General features: G+C 63.6%; 16 protein-coding genes. 10 read left to right on the forward strand and 6 right to left on the reverse strand.

Going from position 1 to position 18,089, the window contains the following annotated elements:
• Positions 1 to 33 precede the first annotated feature (33 nt).
• A complete protein-coding gene (locus AC6R19_RS11985; RefSeq protein ID WP_500580053.1) occupies positions 34 to 1,260 on the forward strand; it encodes a hypothetical protein in 1,227 nt (408 codons plus the stop codon).
• Here the strand turns inward: AC6R19_RS11985 and AC6R19_RS11990 are convergent.
• Together AC6R19_RS11990 and AC6R19_RS11995 are read right to left on the reverse strand one after the other, a co-directional pair.
• Entirely contained in the window at positions 1,230 to 1,898 is a 669-nt protein-coding gene (locus AC6R19_RS11990; protein ID WP_500580054.1) for a YceI family protein, read from the reverse strand. The two genes, AC6R19_RS11985 and AC6R19_RS11990, sit on opposite strands and share 31 nt — an antisense overlap.
• Positions 1,899 to 1,917: 19 nt before the next feature.
• Entirely contained in the window at positions 1,918 to 2,340 is a 423-nt protein-coding gene (locus tag AC6R19_RS11995; RefSeq protein ID WP_500580055.1) for a hypothetical protein, read from the reverse strand.
• 155 nt (positions 2,341 to 2,495) lie between these two features.
• On the opposite strand from AC6R19_RS11995, the gene AC6R19_RS12000 reads away from it, so the two are divergent.
• A complete protein-coding gene (locus AC6R19_RS12000; RefSeq protein ID WP_500580056.1) occupies positions 2,496 to 2,840 on the forward strand; it encodes a hypothetical protein in 345 nt (114 codons plus the stop codon).
• An 89-nt stretch (positions 2,841 to 2,929) separates the two neighbouring features.
• Here the strand turns inward: AC6R19_RS12000 and AC6R19_RS12005 are convergent, their stop codons facing one another.
• The 4 genes from AC6R19_RS12005 to AC6R19_RS12020 all read right to left on the reverse strand — a co-directional run bounded on the left by AC6R19_RS12005 (position 2,930) and on the right by AC6R19_RS12020 (position 6,793).
• Positions 2,930 to 3,685 (reverse strand): YciK family oxidoreductase, encoded by a 756-nt coding sequence (locus AC6R19_RS12005; RefSeq protein ID WP_500580057.1) that lies wholly within the window; start codon positions 3,683 to 3,685, stop codon positions 2,930 to 2,932.
• Between the two features lie 135 nt (positions 3,686 to 3,820).
• On the reverse strand, positions 3,821 to 4,528 hold the full coding sequence (locus AC6R19_RS12010) for an HAD-IA family hydrolase (protein WP_500580058.1): 708 nt from the start codon (positions 4,526 to 4,528) through the stop codon (positions 3,821 to 3,823).
• Between the two features lie 2 nt (positions 4,529 to 4,530).
• The gene (gene ubiG, locus AC6R19_RS12015; RefSeq protein WP_500580059.1) at positions 4,531 to 5,232 is read right to left on the reverse strand and encodes a bifunctional 2-polyprenyl-6-hydroxyphenol methylase/3-demethylubiquinol 3-O-methyltransferase UbiG; all 702 of its coding nucleotides are present in this window, start codon (positions 5,230 to 5,232) and stop codon (positions 4,531 to 4,533) included.
• 247 nt (positions 5,233 to 5,479) lie between these two features.
• Complete coding sequence (locus tag AC6R19_RS12020; protein ID WP_500580060.1) at positions 5,480 to 6,793, reverse strand: TRZ/ATZ family hydrolase; 1,314 nt, start codon at positions 6,791 to 6,793, stop codon at positions 5,480 to 5,482.
• Positions 6,794 to 7,025: 232 nt separating this feature from the next.
• Here AC6R19_RS12020 and gyrA point away from each other — a divergent pair, with 232 nt between their 5' ends.
• From gyrA to AC6R19_RS12060, 8 genes are all read left to right on the forward strand, one after another.
• The gene (gene gyrA / locus AC6R19_RS12025; protein ID WP_500580061.1) at positions 7,026 to 9,590 is read left to right on the forward strand and encodes a DNA gyrase subunit A; all 2,565 of its coding nucleotides are present in this window, start codon (positions 7,026 to 7,028) and stop codon (positions 9,588 to 9,590) included.
• Positions 9,591 to 9,758: 168 nt separating this feature from the next.
• A complete protein-coding gene (gene serC / locus AC6R19_RS12030) occupies positions 9,759 to 10,850 on the forward strand; it encodes a 3-phosphoserine/phosphohydroxythreonine transaminase (RefSeq protein ID WP_500580062.1) in 1,092 nt (363 codons plus the stop codon).
• 165 nt (positions 10,851 to 11,015) lie between these two features.
• Entirely contained in the window at positions 11,016 to 12,119 is a 1,104-nt protein-coding gene (gene pheA, locus AC6R19_RS12035; RefSeq protein WP_500580063.1) for a prephenate dehydratase, read from the forward strand.
• Entirely contained in the window at positions 12,119 to 14,362 is a 2,244-nt protein-coding gene (locus AC6R19_RS12040) for a bifunctional prephenate dehydrogenase/3-phosphoshikimate 1-carboxyvinyltransferase (protein WP_500580064.1), read from the forward strand. The genes pheA and AC6R19_RS12040 overlap by 1 nt, the downstream gene beginning before the upstream one ends.
• Positions 14,363 to 14,707: 345 nt before the next feature.
• Positions 14,708 to 15,406 (forward strand): (d)CMP kinase, encoded by a 699-nt coding sequence (cmk, locus tag AC6R19_RS12045; protein ID WP_500580065.1) that lies wholly within the window; start codon positions 14,708 to 14,710, stop codon positions 15,404 to 15,406.
• A gap of 173 nt (positions 15,407 to 15,579) precedes the next feature.
• Positions 15,580 to 17,259, forward strand: a complete 1,680-nt coding sequence (rpsA, locus tag AC6R19_RS12050) for a 30S ribosomal protein S1 (protein WP_500580066.1) — start codon at positions 15,580 to 15,582, stop codon at positions 17,257 to 17,259.
• A gap of 156 nt (positions 17,260 to 17,415) precedes the next feature.
• Positions 17,416 to 17,724, forward strand: coding sequence for an integration host factor subunit beta (gene ihfB, locus AC6R19_RS12055; protein WP_500580067.1), 309 nt, complete (start codon positions 17,416 to 17,418; stop codon positions 17,722 to 17,724).
• Positions 17,725 to 17,780: 56 nt separating this feature from the next.
• Positions 17,781 to 18,089 carry a lipopolysaccharide assembly protein LapA domain-containing protein gene (locus AC6R19_RS12060; RefSeq protein WP_500580068.1) on the forward strand — a complete coding sequence of 103 codons (309 nt, stop codon included), beginning with the start codon at positions 17,781 to 17,783 and terminating at the stop codon, positions 18,087 to 18,089.

Here is an 18,089-nt window from a genome sequence, read left to right on the forward strand (position 1 = left end):
CGCGTATAACGATAACAAGCCGCACGCCGCGCCATGAGCATCCACCACTCGCCGGCCATCCAGTCCATCCACCGCGCCCTGGGCGGCGGACGGCAGAACCGGATACTGGACCTGGGCTCCACCAGTTGCGGGACCTTCAATTTTTTCTCCCGCAACAGCTGCAAGATTCACTTCGAAAACCTGGACCGGTTTGTGGCCGAGAACAGGAAGCTGTCCACCGGCAGCCTGATCTACCAACTGCAGCGCTACCTGCTCGGCCACGGGAGTGGGGAAACCTTCGATGTGATTCTCACCTGGGACCTGTTCAACTACCTGCCCATCGACGCCGTCGCCGCACTGCTGCGGCAGCTGCAACAGCACTGCAAGCCGGGGACGCTGGTGCACGGCATCAAGTATCTCGCCGCGGAGATTCCCCGCACGCCGCGCAGTTTTTCCATTCGCGGCGAGGACCACCTGGAATTCGGGCCGGCAGAACTGCAGGCTCGGGGCATCCCTCCCCACAATGCCGCGACCCTGCTGAAAAGCCTGCAGCACTACACGATATCCCGCAGCTACTGCGACTGGGAGGGTATGTTGCCGGGCGTGGTGGAGCAGCTGCTGAGCTATCAGCCGGACCGCCGGGCCGGCGCGCAGGTCCCGGCTCGGGATGACTGCACCCGGACAGCGAAAGCTCAATACCTGTCCCCCATGTTCGCACAGTTGCTGGCGGAATTGCGGGAAAGTATCGGCATCGGCCTGCTGGATCTCGGCGGAGATGGCAATAGCGCCCTGTGGCTGGCGGAGGGGGCCGAACTGTCCTGCGTCGATCTGTACGCGGCGGTGGAGCAGGGTGGGGGAGAAGCGCCGGAAATGGTGATACGGCGCACCCTTGGCAGCTGCGTCGGCGACAGGAAGTTCGATGTGGTGGTCGCCTGGGACCTGTTCGACCACCTTCCGCCCCGGGCCATGCAGGTCTTCGCCCGCTGGCTGGCGCCCCTGTGCCGCGAGACCACGCAATTGCTGGCGCTGGCGGCGGGCGGCGCGGCAATACGGCCGCGCAGCCTGCGCCTGGCAGAAAACGGCCTGCTGCGCGGGGAACTCTCGGAAGGTTTTGCGGCGCTGGACTCTGGCGCGCCGCCGCGCCTGAGCGGCTTTCGCGTCCAGCGCACTCATCTGCCCACCAGCTCGGCCCTGAGGCGCCCGGCTGAGTATGTATTCGAACCGCAGGCGGTCGTGCGCTGCCGGGGCTCTCAGTCCGCGCGCCTGGCGCGGATATCGTAGGTAAAGTCGATTTTCTGCGCCACCTTCAGGGCGCCCATGGCAGCGCTGAACGGCGTCAGCCCCAACTGCCGGTGGCTCAGCGTGAATTGGCCGCTGGCACTCAGTGCGCTGCTGTCCAGTGTCACCCGGGCCGGCAGGCGTATCGGTATGCTTTGTCCGACCAGCTCCACTTCCGCATCCAGCAGCAGGTCCTGCTCGCCCTTCCCGGCGGCGACCACCGCGGAGCCGCTGAGACGGATACGGGGATAGCTGCCCGCGTTCAGCAGGGACCCGCCGAGCATATTGGCGCGGGTGTCGGCAATCGCCTGTGCCGGGGGCTGATCGGAGAAGTCTCCGCCGTAGCGGCGTCGCAGCGCCGGGTCGTCCACCACCAGCGCCGAGACGGGTATTACCAGCTCGAAGCGCGACGCCTGCGGGGCATCCGCCAGCTGTATGCTGCCGCTGAAGCTACCGCTGGAGATCACGTGGTTGTGTCCCAGTCCCGAGAGCAGGCCGGCACGGTAGACGCGCCAGTGGACATCGGAGGCCGCCGGGTCGACGGTGTAGCGGCCGGTTTCGGCACTGGTGGCTGCACTGCAGAGGACCAGCAGCAGGGAGAGAATGTGTGACGGGAGGGGGCTAAATCGCGCATTCAGCATTCATCATTCCGCATTATTGTCAGTCCACGCGTTTGACGCGCATTTTCCGCCCGCCGTCGGCACGTTTCATGAAAAAGGAGCCGAGCAGGCCGCGCTCGAGGATCACCGGGTCGCCGCTCTTCCAGTGGACCCGCGCGCTGTCGTTCTGGCGCCACACCTGGCCGTTGTCCAGGGTGATGAGCAGCTTGCCGTAGGCGGCCTCCCGGATCTCGGCGATGGTTGCCGCTATGGAGTCCGGGGCCTCCTCGGCGATGCGCTGCTGCTCCTGGCCGAAGTTCTGTTCGGCGCGCCGGTCCAGGGTCTTGCCCAGGGCGTCGTAACAGGCCAGGCGCTCGGTGTCCGCCTGGATGGTGGCACAGCCTTGCAGCTGCCTGGTCAGGGAGTCCGCGCTGGCACTGGCCGCGAGCAGCGCCAGCAGGGGGATCGTGAAAAGAGTTCGCATATTGTCAGCTTCGCCAGTTGAGATAGGCGAATTCTGCCCCAGCGATGGGAAATCGACAAACCGAAACGTGTTGCGCGTCACATTTTTGCCAGAACTGCCGTGGAACAATAGTCTGTGCGAATAATCATAAATCCACACTATCCAGGGGTCGGAAAATGAAGAAACTCATTATTCCAGCAATCGTAATCGCCGCCATAGGTGGCTACTTCTACTACCAGAACATGGAGCCCGCCGGCTCCGAAGAGACCATCGCCAAAGAAGTTGAAACCGCGGTGGAAGAGGCCAGTGCAGCGGAGGGTGCTGCAGAGACGAAAGTCGTCGCCAGCAATGAGATGATGGAAGTCGAGGGCGATGTCTTCGCCGATGCCCCGGAGCAGATGATGGAGACTGCCGAAGAGGCGGCAGAATCCATGGAGACCGTCGCCGAGGAAGCCGTGGAGATGGCTGAAGAGGTGATGGACGAAATGCCGGAAGAGGAAATCGATCACGCGGAGGAGTAATCCGCGATCGGTCAAGGCCTTTTAAAAATACCCGGGAAGATCCCGGGTATTTTTTACCCGGCCACTAACCACCCATCACTGACCACTGCCTACCCCTGGGCGTTAAACTGTTTGCCGCTCACGCCGCGGCTGTTGTCTCCCATCAGGTAGAGGTAGGTGGGCATTATCTCTTCCGCTGTCGTCACCGTTTTCGGATCCTCCGCCGGGTAGGCGGCGGCGCGCATATTGGTGCGGGTGGCGCCGGGGTTGATGCTGTTGGCGCGGATATTGGAGACGCCGTCCAGCTCGTCCGCCAGCACCTGCATCAGCCCCTCGGTGGCGAACTTGGAAACCGAGTAGGCGCCCCAGTAGGCGCGGCCCTTGAGGCCGACACCGGAGCCGGTAAATACGATCGAGCCCGCCTCGGATTTTTCCAGGAGGGGCAACAGGACTTTGGTGAGGCCGAAGGCAGCGTTGACGTTGACCTGCATCACCTGCTGCCAGGTGCCGAAGTGGTAGTTGGCGATGGGGGTGCGCTGGCCGAGCAGGCCGGCGTTGTGCAGCAGGCCGTCGAGGCGGCCGAACTCCTGGTCCACCGCCTCGGCGAAGTGTTCGAAGGTCTCGATGCGCGCCTCGTTCAGGTCCATCGGGAAGATGGCCGGCTGCGGGCCCCCGGCGGCTTCGATTTCGTCGTAGACCATTTCCAGCTTGGGGGTGGTGCGGCCGAGCAGGATTACGGTGGCGCCGTGGGCGGCGAAGGTCTTGGCCGCGGTCCGGCCTATGCCGTCGCCGGCACCGGTGACCAGGATGATCTTGTCCTTGAGCAGGTCTTTGGGGGCTTTGTAGTCGCCGATAAATTCAGACATAACAATTCCAGATTCCGTGGTGGCTGAAGCGCCGATCGCGGCCAACGGCCGCTCCTACATTGAGGTGTGGTGTAGGAGCCTGCTCGCAGGCGAAAGGACCGGTGCTCCCGTAGCGGTTCGCCTGCAAGCAGGCTCCTACAGGAGTTTCCCGAGTCCCGAGTCCCGAGTCCCGAGTCCCGTTTCTCCAATATAGTGTCGCTGCAGCAGCGGCCAGATTTCCTCCGCCGAATCCACCAGGTGGTCCGCGTTCCAGTTGGCCGGGTCGTCGCCGTTGTCGATGTAGCCGTAGCTGCAGGCGATGGTGGGCATGCCGGCGGCGCGGCCGGCGGCGATATCCCGCTCGTGGTCGCCCACGTAGACCGCTTCTTCGGGGCGACAGCCTATCTGGCTGCAGGCCAGCAGAACGGCTTCCGGGTCCGGCTTGCGGTTGGTTACATGGTCGGGGCAGATGACGGCCCCCGGTGCCGGCAGGTGGCTGAAGGCCTGCATCAGTGGCACTGTGTAGGCTTCCGGTTTATTGGTCACTATGCCCCAGGCGATGCCGTTCCCGGCGAGATTGTCGAGCAGGGTCTCGATACCGGGAAAGGGCACGGTTTTTTCGGCCAGGTGGGCGAGATACAGATCCAGCAGGCGCTGTCGCAGCCCCTCGAAGGCGGGGTGGCCTTCATCCTTGCCAAAGCCCAGGGTAATCAGCGCGCGGGCACCGTTGGAGACCACCGCGCGTATCTGGGCATCGGGCAGCGGCGGCAGTTGTTCCTGCTGGCGCAGCTGGTTCAGTACCACGATAAAGTCCGGTGCCGTGTCGAAGAGGGTGCCGTCCAGGTCAAATAAAACTGCTTTCATTCTTATTCCGGCTTGGTCGCGTGTACCAGGTAATTCACATCCACATCTCGCGGGTTGAGTTTGTAGCTGCGGGTCAGCGGGTTGTAGGTCATGCCGGTGATATCGCGGATTTCCAGGTCGGCCTCGCGCAGCCAGGCGCCCATCTCGGAGGGGCGGATAAACTTGGCGTATTCGTGGGTGCCCTTGGGCAGCAGGCGCAGCACATATTCGGCACCGACAACGGCGAACAACCAGCCTTTGGCGGTGCGGTTGATGGTGGAGAAGAACAGCTGGCCGCCGGGTTTGACCAGCTCGGCGCAGGCGCGGATTGCGGATGCCGGATCGGGTACGTGCTCGAGCATTTCCAGGCAGGTGACGATATCGAAACTGGCCGGCTGTTCCCTGGCCAGTTCCTCCACCGGCATGCGGCGGTAGTCCACCTTGACGCCGCTTTCCAGCGCGTGCAGCCTGGCGACGTTCAGTGGCGCCTCGCCCATATCGATACCGGTCACCTCGGCGCCGCGCTGGGCCATGGCCTCGGTCAGTATGCCGCCGCCGCAGCCGACATCCAGTAATCTTTTGCCAGCCACCGGTGCGCGCTGGTCGATATAGTTGGCGCGCAGCGGGTTGATTTCGTGCAGCGGCTTGAACTCGCCCTCGAGATCCCACCAGCGGCTGGCGAGTTGTTCGAATTTGGCGATTTCGGCTGGGTCTACGTTTGTCATTTGGGTTCCATGGATTTGTTCAGGCTCCGGGGTTCCCTTGTAAGGTGGTTCCGGGCGGCACTGCTGCCGGTGGCCTTTTGCCAGACACGCTGTAAATACATCCCTGTACGCTCTCCACGGCCATCCATGGCCGTGAAAGGTCTGGCAAAAGGCCCCCGGCATCAGCACCTTCGCATCTGGCTTCAGTATTCTTTTCGAGTCCCGAGTCCCGAGTCCCGAGTCCCGAGTCCCGAGTCCCGAGTCCCGCTTAAGCCTGGCCGGCGATTCTAGCACGCCACATTTGCGCCCGCTGAATCACCTCGGCTTCGTTGAGTGTCTGCAGTCGGCGATCTTTCAGCAGCTGTCTGCCGGCAACCCACACATCGCTGACATTGTGGCCGCTGCCGGTGTAGATCAGTTGGGAGATCGGGTCGTGCAGCGGCTGCTGCTCCAGTCCGCCCATATAGACAGCGGCCAGGTCCGCGCTCTTGCCGACTTCGAGGCTGCCGGTCACTTCATCTATGCCCAGGGCCCGCGCGCCGTTGATGGTGGCCATGGCCAGGGCCCGGTGGGCGGGCAGGGCGGCGGCGTCGCCGCTGACGGCCTTGGCCAGCAGGGCGGCGGTGCTGGCCTCGGCGAAGAGGTCCAGGCCGTTGTTGCTGGCGGCGCCATCGGTGCCCAGCGACACATTGATGCCAGCCTCCAGCAGCCTGGCCGCGGGGCAGAAGCCGGAGGCCAGTTTCAGGTTGGATTTGGGGCAGTGGGCCACGTGGGCACCGTTCTGCTGCAGCAGCTCCATATCCCGCTCGTTCACCGCGGTCATATGCACACACAGGGTCTGGGGGCCGAGCAGGCCCAGGCGTTGCAAACGCTCGGTGGGGCGCTCGCCGGTCTCCGCCAGGGCGCGCTCCACTTCGCCGGCGGTCTCGTGCAGGTGCATCTGCACCGGTATCAGTGCCTCGGCGGCGTAGACGGCGATCTTCTCCAGGGTGGTGTCGCCCACCGTGTAGGGGGCGTGGGGGGCGAGGACCACGTCGATGCGCTCATTGGCCTTGTAGTCGTCGCGCAGGGCCAGGCCCTTCTGCAGGGCGTCCTCGCCGTCGCGGCTCCAGGGGGTGGGGAAGTCGAGGATCGGGAAGGCGATCTGTGCGCGTACTCCCGTCTCCCGCGCCACCAGGGCGGTGGCCTCGGGGAAGAAGTACTGGTCGGAGAAGGTGGTGGTGCCGCTCCTGAGCATTTCCGCCACCGCCAGGCGACTGCCGTCGGCGGCAAATTCCGGGTCCACCCATTTCTGCTCTGCCGGCCAGATGTGCTGCTCCAGCCATTCCATCAGTGGCAGGTCGTCAGCAAAGCCGCGCAGCAGGGTCATGGCGGCGTGGTTGTGGGTATTGATCAGGCCGGGGATCAGGGCGTGGTGGTCGAGCCGGATCTCCTCCCTGGCCTGGTAGCGCGCTGCAGCTTCTGTGGAGGGCAGCAGGGCGAGGATCTTGCCTCCGTCGATTGCCAGGGAACAGTTTTCGAACACTTTCTGTTCGGGTATGACGGGAATGATCCAGCGGGCGTGTATCAGTGTGTCGATCATCTGTGGTGGTGGCTGGTTGGTGGCTTGTTGGTGGTGGATGATACCAGCCTCTGGTTCCCTGTTCCCGGTGCCGGTAAGCAAGTCTGGTGGCGACCCTGCCGCGGAGCCAGATCCAAAGCCTTCCACTGGCCGGGTCCCGCACCCCAAATCTGTGGTAGAATCGCCCGCTTATCCGGGCCAGGTGCAGCGTTTGCATTCGGGGCCTGCCGTATAAAAAGGAACGCCGTAAGCCATGGGCGAATTAGCCAAAGAAATCTCTCCGATCAATATCGAAGAAGAACTCAAGCAGTCCTATCTCGACTATGCAATGAGCGTGATCGTGGGCCGCGCGCTGCCAGATGTGCGCGACGGTCTCAAGCCGGTACATCGGCGCGTGCTCTACGCGATGAACGAACTGAAAAACGACTGGAACAAACCGTACAAGAAGTCGGCGCGCGTGGTCGGCGACGTGATCGGTAAATACCACCCGCACGGCGATACCGCGGTCTACGACACCATTGTGCGTATGGCCCAGCCCTTCTCCCTGCGCTACATGCTGGTGGATGGCCAGGGCAACTTCGGTTCCATCGACGGCGACAGCCCGGCGGCCATGCGTTACACCGAGATCCGCATGGACAAGCTGGCCCACGAGCTGCTGTCCGACCTCGACAAGGAAACCGTCAACTTTATCGACAACTACGACGGCTCCGAGCAGATGCCGGAAGTACTGCCGTCGCGGGTGCCCAACCTGCTGGTGAACGGTTCCTCCGGTATCGCCGTGGGCATGGCTACCAATATCCCGCCGCACAATATGAGCGAGGTGGTGCGGGCCTGCCTGGCGCTGATCGACAATCCCGATCTTTCCGTCGACGACCTGATGGAGTATATCCCGGGCCCGGATTTCCCCACCGGTGCCACCATCAACGGCCGCGCCGGCATACTGCTGGCCTACCGCACCGGCCGCGGGCGCATCTATGTGCGCGCCAAGGCGGAAGTGCTGCGCGATGACAAGACCAATCGCGAAACCATCATCATTCACGAGATCCCCTACCAGCTGAACAAGGCGCGCCTGATCGAGCGCATCGCCGAACTGGTGAAAGAGAAGAAGATAGAGGGTATCTCCGAGCTGCGCGACGAATCCGACAAGGATGGCCTGCGCGTGGTGATCGAGCTGAAGCGCGGCGAACTGGGAGACGTGGTGCTGAACAACCTCTACTCCCAGACCCAGCTGGAGAGCGTCTTCGGAATCAATATGGTGGCGCTGGTGGACGGCCAGCCGAAGGTGCTGAACCTGAAGCAGCTGCTCGAGCATTTCATCCGCCACCGCCAGGAGGTGGTGACCCGCCGCACCGTCTACCTGCTGCGCAAGGCGCGCGAGCGTGGCCATATCCTGGAAGGCCTGGCGATCGCCATCTCCAATATCGACCCGGTCATCGAACTGATCAAATCCTCCCCGACCCCGGCGGATGCCCGCGAGGCGCTGCTGGCCAAGGGCTGGCCGGTGGGCGAGGTGCAGCAGTTCCTGGAGCGTGCCGGCGCCGACGCCTGCCGCCCGGATGACCTGCCCAAGGAATTCGGCCTCCGCGAAGACGGCGCCTACTACCTGTCCCCGGCCCAGGCCCAGGCCATCCTGGAGCTGCGTCTGCACCGCCTGACCGGTATGGAGCACGACAAGCTGCTGGCCGAGTACAAGGAGCGCCTGGAGCAGATCGCCGAGTACCTGCATATCCTCGGCAGCTTCGAGCGCCTGATGGAGGTGATCCGCGAGGAGCTGGAGGCGCTGGACAAGGAGTTCGGCGATGAGCGCCGCACCGATATCGTCGCCTCCCGCCAGGACCTGACCGTCGAGGACCTGATCACCCCGGAGGACAAGGTGGTGACCATCTCCCACGGCGGCTACGCCAAGAGCCAGCCGCTGGCGGACTACCAGGCCCAGCGCCGCGGCGGCATGGGCAAGTCGGCGACCCAGGTGAAGGACGAGGACTTCGTCGAGCACCTGCTGATCGCCAACTCCCACGACACCATCCTGTGCTTCTCCAACAAGGGCAAGGTGTACTGGCTCAAGGTCTACGAGGTGCCCACCGCCGGCCGCGCCTCCCGCGGCCGGCCCATGGTCAATATGCTGCCGCTGGAAGAGGACGAGCGTATCAGCAGCATGCTGCCGGTGTCCGAGTACGACGAGAATTATTTTATTTTCTTCGCCACTGCCAACGGCACAGTGAAGAAGACCCCGCTGCCCGCCTTCGCGCGGCCCCGCAGTGTGGGCCTGAAAGCCATCGAGCTGGACGAGGACGACCGGCTGGTGGCCACCGCCATCACCGATGGCAGCCGCGATGTGCTGCTGCTCACCAGCGCCGGCAAGGCGGCGCGCTTCGCCGAGGAGAATGTGCGCTCCATGGGCCGTGTGTCCCGCGGTGTGCGCGGTATCCGCATGGCCGAGGGTGTATCGGTCATCGCCATGGTGATCCCGGAAGAGGGTGGATCCGTGATGATGGTGACCGAAAACGGCTACGGCAAGCGCACCGCCACGGCGGATTTCCCCACCAAGGGGCGCGGCACCCAGGGGGTGATCGCCATCGCCGAGAGCGAGCGCAACGGTGCGCTCGTCGGCGCCTGCCAGGTGCACCCGGGTGAGGAGATCATGCTGATCTCTGACCAGGGCACCCTGGTGCGCACCCGCGTCGACGAGGTTTCCGTACTGGGTCGCAACACCCAGGGCGTGCGGGTGATCCGCCTCAAGGCCGGTGAGAAACTGGTGGGCCTGGCGCGGATCCAGGAAAGCGAGGATGGCGACCAGGAAGAGGGCGGGGAGGAGTGATCCCCGCACCGGCTCACAGGAAAGGCTGCGATTCTCGCGGCCTTTTTTGACTCTGGTCGCCTAAAAAGCACTCGAATGAGTGATACATCTTTCCCGATTATTGATTTTGGCGTCGGTTTATCTAGTTAATTTTGAAACCAATTTTGCTGTCCTTACGGAAGTTGAGTTATGAGGAAGTTTAATTTCTGTGCCGGTCCCGCTGCGCTGCCGGAACCGGTTCTGCTTCAGGCGCAACAGGAGCTGCTCGACTGGGGCGGCCGCGGTTGTTCGGTGATGGAGGTCAGCCACCGCTCACCGGAATTCGTCGAGGTGGCCGAGCGCGCCGAGCGGGATCTGCGCGACCTGCTGTCGATTCCGGACAACTACAGGGTGCTCTTCCTGCAGGGAGGGGCCACCGGGCAATTCAGCGCCGTGCCCTGGAACCTTTTCGGTACCGGCGGTAGTCGTGAAGGGCGTGTGGCCGACTATATTCATACAGGCCAGTGGGCGGACAAGGCGATCAAGGAGGCCAGGCGCTACGGCCGGGTGAATGTCGTCGCCTCCAGTGAGGACCGCAATTTTACCTATGCGCCGGCGCAGGACAGCTGGCAGCAGAGTGAAAATGCGGCCTATTTCCACTACACGCCCAACGAGACCATCGGCGGCGTGGAGTTCGATTATGTGCCGGAGGTCAGTTGCCCGCTGGTGGCGGACATGTCGTCGAACATTCTGTCGCGGCCGATTCCGGTGGAGAAGTTCGGCATGATTTACGCCGGCGCGCAGAAGAATATCGGCCCCTCGGGCATAGCCGTGGCGATAGTGCGCGACGACCTGCTGGACCGCGCCATGGAGGGCATTCCCCGCAGCCTCAGCTGGAAGGTCGCGGCGGATGCCGGTTCGATGGACAATACGCCGCCCACTTTTGCCTGGTATCTGTCCGGCCTGGTGTTCCAGTGGCTGAAGGAGCAGGGCGGCGTCGAGGCGATGGCGACGCTGGCCGAGCAGAAATCCGCGCTGCTGTACGACTTTATCGACGGCAGCGGTTTTTATTCCAGCCCGGTGGAAAAGGCCAGCCGCTCGCGCATGAACGTGCCATTCGTGTTGGCGGACGAGCGTCTCGACAGGGAATTTCTGCAGCAGTCCGAGGAGGCCGGATTGCTGAACCTGAAGGGCCATCGCTCCGTGGGCGGCATGCGCGCCTCACTGTATAACGCGGTGCCGCTGGAGGCGGTGGAAGCGCTGGTGGCCTTTATGGCCGATTTCGAACAGCGTCACGGGTGATTGGCGCTTGTTTAAGGTGGGGGCGGCCCTGCTGCCGGTGGCCGTTCGCTCAACAGCCTCATCGGCAAACGTTTCACGAACGGCCCCCGGCAGCAGGGCCTTCGCATCTGGCTTCGGTATTCTTTCCCGGGTCCCGGGTAATCAGGAGAAATGTAGGCAAAACGGATGACTGAAGAAATTGTGAGCAGCGACCAGCGACTGCTGGAGCTGCGCGATCGCATCGACGAAATAGACAGCGATATCGCCCGCCTGATCAGTGAGCGCGCCGAGTGCGCGCTGGAAGTGGCGGAAGTGAAGAAGGCCACCGGCGAGGATGCCCTCTACTACCGGCCCGAGCGCGAGGCGCAGGTGCTGCGCCGGGCCATGGAGCGCAACCAGGGGCCGCTGACAAACGAGGAGATGGCGCGGCTGTTCCGCGAAATCATGTCCGCCTGCCTGGCGCTGGAAGAGCCGGTCAAGGTGGCCTACCTGGGCCCCGAGGGCACCTTTACCCAGCAGGCGGCGCTGAAGCATTTCGGTCACTCGGCCCAGAGCCGCCCGCTGGCGGCCATCGACGAGGTGTTCCGCGAGGTGGAGGCCGGTGCGGCCAATTACGGCGTTGTGCCGGTGGAGAATTCCACCGAGGGGGTGATCAACCACACCCTCGACAATTTCATGACCTCCAACCTGAAGATCTGCGGCGAGGTGGAGCTGCGCATTCACCACCACCTGATGATCTCCGATATCACCCGCCCGGATGCGATCACCCGTATCTACTCCCACGCCCAGAGCCTGGCCCAGTGCCGCAAGTGGCTGGATTCCCACTACCCGAACGTGGAGCGGGTGGCGGTGGCCAGCAACGCCGAGGCGGCGAAAAGGGTGAAGGGGGAGTGGAATGCCGCCGCCATCGCCGGCGATATGGCCGCGGAGCTCTACGGCCTCAAGGTGCTGGCGGAGAAGATCGAGGACCGCCCGGACAACTCCACCCGCTTCCTGATCATCGGCACCCAGGCGGTGCCGGCCAGCGGCGACGACAAGACCTCGCTGATGGTGTCCATGCGCAACGAACCCGGCGCGCTGCACGACCTGTTGGAGCCCTTCCGCCGCCACAATGTGGACCTGACCCGGGTGGAGACGCGCCCGTCCCAGTCCGGCAACTGGACCTATGTATTCTTTATCGACTTCAAGGGCCATCGCGACACGCCGGATATTGCCACGGCGCTGAAAGAGGTGGGCGCCTGTGCCTCCGATATGAGAGTGCTCGGCTCCTACCCGCGCGGGGTCCTCTGATGGTCGAAACTGGGGGGCGGGCGCAAATCGGTCGCCTGGTGGTCGTCGGCATCGGCCTGATCGGCGGCAGCCTGGCGCTGGCGCTGAAGGCCGCCGGCGCCTGCCGCGAGGTGATCGGCGTCGCGCGCAGGGGGCGCACCTGCGAGCAGGCCGTGGAGCTGGGCATTGTCGATCGCGCGGTGACGGAACTGGGCGAAGTGCTGCCGCAACTGGAGCCCGGCGACCTGGTTTTTATCGCCGTGCCCACCCTGGCGGTGGAGGGCGTATTTACCGAACTGCGCGATAAGCTGCCGGCCGGTGTGACTGTCACCGATGGCGCCAGCGTCAAGGGCAGCGTGATTGCCGCGGCGGAAAGGGTCTGGGGGCGGGTGCCGGAATTCCTGGTGCCCGGCCACCCGATCGCGGGCTCGGAAAAGAGCGGCGTCACCGCCGCGCGGGACGATCTCTATATCGCCCACCGCATTATCCTGACGCCGCTGGAAAGTACCGATTCGGAACACCTGCGGCGCGTGGTGCAGATGTGGCAGGCGACCGGCGCGGAAGTGCTGGGTATGCCGGTCGACGAGCACGACGAGGTGCTGGCCGCCACCAGCCATCTGCCCCACGTGATCGCCTACGGCCTGGTGGACACACTGGCCCACGACGCCGAGAACGAGAATATCTTTCGCTACGCCGCCGGCGGCTTCCGAGACTTCACCCGTATCGCGTCCAGCGATCCGGTGATGTGGCGGGACATCATGCTGGCGAACCGCGATGCGATCCTGAAGGCGATCGATCTCTACAGCGCCAATCTGTCCTCGCTGCGCAGTGCCATTGCCGATGGCGACAGCGACCAGCTAATGGGCGTTTTTACCCGGGCCAAGGCGGCGCGGGATCACTTTACGATAATGTTGGCCAGAAAAGCGTATACAGAACCTATGCAAGCACAGGAAGTTACTTTTATCGCGCAACCGGGCGGGTCCGTCAGTGGCAGGCTGCGGGTGCCCGGCGACAAATCCATGTCCCACCGCTCCATCATGCTGGGTTCCCTCGCCGAGGGTGTGACCGAGGTCGAGGGTTTCCTCGAGGGGGAGGACGCGCTCGCCACATTGCAGGCGTTCCGCGATATGGGCGTGGTGATCGAGGGGCCGGTGGACGGCCGCGTGGTAATCCACGGTGTCGGCCTGCACGGCCTGCAGGCGCCGCCGGGTCCCCTGTATCTGGGCAACTCAGGCACCTCCATGCGCCTGCTCGCCGGTTTGCTCGCCGGACAGGACTTTGACGTGACCCTGGCTGGGGACGAATCCCTGTCCAGGCGTCCGATGAACCGGGTGGCCAATCCGCTGCGCGAGATGGGCGCGGAAATCGAGACGGGCCCGGAGGGGCGGCCGCCGCTACTGATCAGGGGCGGGCGCAGGCTGCACGGCATCGACTACCGGCTGCCGATGGCCAGTGCCCAGGTGAAGTCCTGTGTACTGCTCGCCGGCCTCTACGCCGACGGCGAGACCAGCACCACTGAGCCCGCGCCTACCCGCGACCACACCGAGCGCATGCTCGCCGGCTTCGGCTACGAAGTGCGGCGCGACGGCGCCCGCGCGACCCTGCGCGGCGGCGGGCAGCTGACAGCAGGCAAGATCGACGTGCCTGCGGATATCTCCTCCGCCACCTTCTTTATGGTGGCGGCCGCCATCGCGCCGGGTTCCGACGTGCTGCTGGAGCATGTGGGCATCAACCCGACCCGCGACGGCGTGATCAGCATACTGCGCCTGATGGGTGCCGATATCGAGCTGTTGAACCGTCGCGAGGTGGGCGGCGAGCCGGTGGCGGATATCCGCGTGAAATACGCGCCGCTGAAGGGGATCCGCATCCCCGAGGACCAGGTGCCACTGGCCATCGATGAATTCCCGGCGCTTTTCGTCGCCGCCGCCTGTGCCGAGGGCGAGACGGTGTTGACCGACGCCGAGGAGCTGCGGGTCAAGGAGAGCGACCGCATCCAGGCCATGGCCGACGGCCTGCGCATCCTCGGTGTCGACGCCGAGCCGACGCCGGACGGCATAGTGATCCAGGGTGCCGGCGGGGGCGCAGTGTTTGGCGGCGGCACCGTCGACAGCCTCGGCGACCACCGCATCGCCATGGCCTTCGCTGTGGCATCCCTGCGCGCCCGCGATACAATCCGCATCCTGCGCTGCGCCAATGTGGCGACTTCGTTCCCGAATTTTGCCGAGTTGGCGACGCGCGCCGGACTGAAGCTGCAGTTGGCTTGAATCGGGACCCGGAGCAAACGGCGTGCCTGTAGGAGCGGCCGTTGGCCGCGATTGAGCATCGGGCTCCGCGGAAAGGGTGCCAGTAAACAAGTGCCAGGCAGCCCTGCTTCCGGTGACTGTTTGCGGGACACGCTGTGAATACATCCCTGTACGCTCTCCACGGCCAGTCCGGCCGTTCCAGGTATTCACGGCGCCTTCGGCCCCTGGCCGCAGAAGGTCCCGCAAACAGTCACCGGAAGCAGGGCCTTCGCTTCGGGCATCAGTGATCTTCCATCCCAATTGAAGTGCTGAGTGGGAGGGGCGGAATTGCGTAAATCGTAGAAGGCAAAGTATCCAGAACACATTATGAGCGAAACTGAAAACCTCCCACCGGTCATCACCATCGACGGCCCCAGCGGCTCCGGCAAGGGCACCATCGCCAAACTGCTGGCGGAAAGGCTGAACTTCTCCCTGCTGGACTCCGGTGCCCTCTACCGGCTCACCGCCCTGGCGGCGCTGAACCGCGAGGCGGACCTGACCGACGAGGCGGCCCTGACCGAGATAGCGTCCAACCTGGATATCCGCTTCGAACTGCGCGACGGCGAAGTCGCGGCACTGCTGGAAGGTCAGGACGTGAGTCGCGACATCCGCATGGAGCGGGTCAGCATGGCCGCCTCCAAAGTGGCTGCCGTGCCCGGTGTGCGCGCCGCGCTGCTGCAATGCCAGCGGGACTTCCGCAAGCCGCCCGGGCTGGTGGCCGACGGCCGCGATATGGGCACCACGGTCTTTCCCGACGCCCCCGTCAAGGTCTTCCTGACCGCCAGCGCCGAGGAGCGCGCCAGGCGGCGCTTCGAGCAGTTGCGGGGGAAGGGGGTTTCTGTTAGCCTCCGCGACCTGCTGGAGGACATCCGCGCCCGCGACGCGCGCGATATGAACCGCGAAGCCTCCCCCCTGGCGCCCGCCGAAGACGCAGTGGAGCTGGACAGCACCGGGGTGGATATCGACGGAGTCCTGCAGATTGTGCTGCAGCTGGTGCGCGACCGGATCCGTGTCCGGGGCATCTGAAGAGCGCCGGCAGACCTACAATCAGTTTTTAACGACAGCGGCCGGGATCAGCCAGAATCGCCCGGCCGCTGTTGTAATCCGACCCGCGTGCTGGCAGCGCGGTGGGGCCGCGGCTGGCGGTTGACTAAACTAAATAGTTATCACCGGCTGGGTCCGTATATATAGGTAATGTAATGAGCGAGAGCTTTGCTGAACTTTTTGAAGAGAGCCTGAAAAGCGTAGAAATGGCCCCCGGTTCCATCGTGACCGGTGTGGTGATCGACGTGGACAAAGACTGGGTGACCGTGCACGCGGGCCTGAAGTCCGAAGGCGTTATTCCCGCTTCCCAGTTCGCCAACGACAAGGGTGAAGTGGACCTGCAGCCCGGTGACGAAGTACAGGTTGCCCTGGAAGCCGTGGAAGACGGTTTCGGTGAAACCCGTCTGTCCCGTGAAAAAGCCAAGCGCGCTGAAGCCTGGAAGATCCTCGACGCGGCCCACGCTGCCGACGAAGTGGTCAAGGGCGTTATCAGCGGCAAGGTCAAAGGTGGCTTCACTGTCGACGTGGCCAACATCCGCGCATTCCTGCCCGGCTCCCTGGTAGACGTACGCCCGGTTCGCGACACCGCGCACCTGGAAGGCAAAGAGCTCGAGTTCAAGGTCATCAAGCTGGACGCCAAGCGCAACAATGTTGTGGTATCCCGCCGCGCCGTCATGGAAGCCGCTACTTCCGAAGAGCGCGAGGCCCTGCTGGCCAGCCTGCAGGAAGGCATGTCCGTCAAGGGTATCGTGAAGAACCTGACTGACTACGGTGCCTTCGTGGACCTGGGCGGTATCGACGGCCTGCTGCACATCACCGACATGGCCTGGAAGCGCATCAAGCATCCGAGCGAGATCGTCAACGTCGGCGACGAGATCGAAGTCAAGGTGCTGAAGTTCGACCGCGAGCGCCAGCGCGTCTCCCTGGGCCTGAAGCAGCTGGGCGAGGATCCCTGGGTATCCATCAAGCAGCGCTACCCGGAAAACAGCCGCGTGAAGGCGACTGTGACCAACCTGACCGACTACGGCTGCTTCGCCGAGCTGGAAGAGGGCGTCGAGGGCCTGGTTCACGTTTCCGAAATGGACTGGACCAACAAGAACATCCACCCGTCCAAGGTTGTCAATGTTGGCGACGAGGTAGAGGTGATGATTCTGGACATCGACGAAGAGCGTCGCCGCATCTCCCTGGGCATCAAGCAGTGCCAGGAAAATCCGTGGGATGCCTTTGCGCGTAAATTCGCCAAGGGCGACAAGATCTCCGGCAAGATCAAGTCCATCACCGATTTCGGTATCTTCATCGGCCTGGACGGCAGCATCGACGGCCTGGTTCACCTGTCCGACATCTCCTGGAACGAAGCCGGCGAAGAAGCCGTGCGCAAGTTCAAGAAGGGCGACGAAATCGAGACTGTTATCCTGGGCATCGACTCCGACCGCGAGCGCATCTCCCTGGGTATCAAGCAGCTGGAATCCGATCCCTTCTCTGACTACGTGGCCACCAACGACCGCGGCACCATCGTTACCGGTACCGTGAAAGAAGTTGACGCCAAGCAGGCGGTGATCACCCTGGCGGACGAAGTGGAAGGCGTACTGCGCGCTTCCGAGATCAGCCGCGACAAGGTGGAAGACGCCCGCAACGTGCTGAAAGAAGGCGAAGAGGTCGAGGCCAAGATCACCAGCGTGGATCGCAAGAACCGCGTGATCAGCCTGTCCATCAAGGCCAAGGATCAGGACGACGAGAAGCAGGCGATCAAGGATCACAGCAAGAAGCAGGCTGAGCAGGTTCAGCCGGCGACTATCGGTGACCTGATCAAGGCGCAGATGAACAACAAAGAGTAATAGCTCTTGGTTGTTAAATGCCCTGGACTGATTGTTTAGGGCAATGCGAAAGCCGGACCGGGGTTGCCCAGTCCGGCTTTCTATTAGATGATTGCCGCCCTAAGCTAGAATAATCAATGACTTACACCTTTTTGTGGCGAGGGGGCTGCGGGGCGCATGACCAAATCCGAACTGATCGAAAGGATTGCGTTGAGGTTGGATCAGCTGCCGGTCAAGGATGTTGAGCTGGCGGTCAAAGTGATGCTGGATACCATGTCAGATGTGCTGTCCCAGGGGGAGCGCATCGAGATTCGCGGTTTCGGCAGTTTTTCCCTGCACTACCGCGCACCGCGTACCGGCCGCAACCCGAAGACCGGGGATGCGGTGGCTCTCGCGGGCAAATATGTGCCCCATTTCAAGCCGGGAAAGGAATTGCGCGACAGAGTCAACCGGAGCATGCACGACGAGACGGCGACCGAAGTATGATTGGTCGGCTGTGCGGCCGTTGATTTAATCACCCCTTGCGGAACGTGGAGGTTCCCTTGTCATTTTTGCGCTGGCTGATGCGCCTCATCTACGGGTTGCTGGCTCTTCTGTGTATAGCGATCGGCGTCTACTTCGCGGTCGATAATCCCGACTCCATAGCCCCCAACTTTGCCGGTTACGCCCTGCCTGCGGGCAGTGTGGGCTTCTGGCTGATCGGCTTCCTGCTGCTCGGCCTGCTGCTGGGCTTTGTCGTCAGCCTGCTGCCTTTCTATGCCGAGCGCCGCCGCGCGCGGGGACTGGAACGGCAGTTGCAGCGGCTGGAACGGGAACTCCACACCGTGCGTCGGCAAGTGTCCGCAGATTGA

The sequence above is a fragment of the Microbulbifer sp. SE14 genome (assembly GCF_059834885.1).

Excerpts from the sequence above, each read along its gene's own strand:
- AC6R19_RS11985 (WP_500580053.1), top strand. The coding sequence starts at position 34 with ATGAGCATCCACCACTCGCCGGCCATCCAGTCCATCCACCGCGCCCTG.
- AC6R19_RS11990 (WP_500580054.1), bottom strand. The coding sequence starts at position 1,898 with ATGCTGAATGCGCGATTTAGCCCCCTCCCGTCACACATTCTCTCCCTG.
- AC6R19_RS11995 (WP_500580055.1), bottom strand. The coding sequence starts at position 2,340 with ATGCGAACTCTTTTCACGATCCCCCTGCTGGCGCTGCTCGCGGCCAGT.
- AC6R19_RS12000 (WP_500580056.1), top strand. The coding sequence starts at position 2,496 with ATGAAGAAACTCATTATTCCAGCAATCGTAATCGCCGCCATAGGTGGC.
- AC6R19_RS12005 (WP_500580057.1), bottom strand. The coding sequence starts at position 3,685 with ATGTCTGAATTTATCGGCGACTACAAAGCCCCCAAAGACCTGCTCAAG.
- AC6R19_RS12010 (WP_500580058.1), bottom strand. The coding sequence starts at position 4,528 with ATGAAAGCAGTTTTATTTGACCTGGACGGCACCCTCTTCGACACGGCA.
- ubiG (WP_500580059.1), bottom strand. The coding sequence starts at position 5,232 with ATGACAAACGTAGACCCAGCCGAAATCGCCAAATTCGAACAACTCGCC.
- AC6R19_RS12020 (WP_500580060.1), bottom strand. The coding sequence starts at position 6,793 with ATGATCGACACACTGATACACGCCCGCTGGATCATTCCCGTCATACCC.
- gyrA (WP_500580061.1), top strand. The coding sequence starts at position 7,026 with ATGGGCGAATTAGCCAAAGAAATCTCTCCGATCAATATCGAAGAAGAA.
- serC (WP_500580062.1), top strand. The coding sequence starts at position 9,759 with ATGAGGAAGTTTAATTTCTGTGCCGGTCCCGCTGCGCTGCCGGAACCG.
- pheA (WP_500580063.1), top strand. The coding sequence starts at position 11,016 with ATGACTGAAGAAATTGTGAGCAGCGACCAGCGACTGCTGGAGCTGCGC.
- AC6R19_RS12040 (WP_500580064.1), top strand. The coding sequence starts at position 12,119 with ATGGTCGAAACTGGGGGGCGGGCGCAAATCGGTCGCCTGGTGGTCGTC.
- cmk (WP_500580065.1), top strand. The coding sequence starts at position 14,708 with ATGAGCGAAACTGAAAACCTCCCACCGGTCATCACCATCGACGGCCCC.
- rpsA (WP_500580066.1), top strand. The coding sequence starts at position 15,580 with ATGAGCGAGAGCTTTGCTGAACTTTTTGAAGAGAGCCTGAAAAGCGTA.
- ihfB (WP_500580067.1), top strand. The coding sequence starts at position 17,416 with ATGACCAAATCCGAACTGATCGAAAGGATTGCGTTGAGGTTGGATCAG.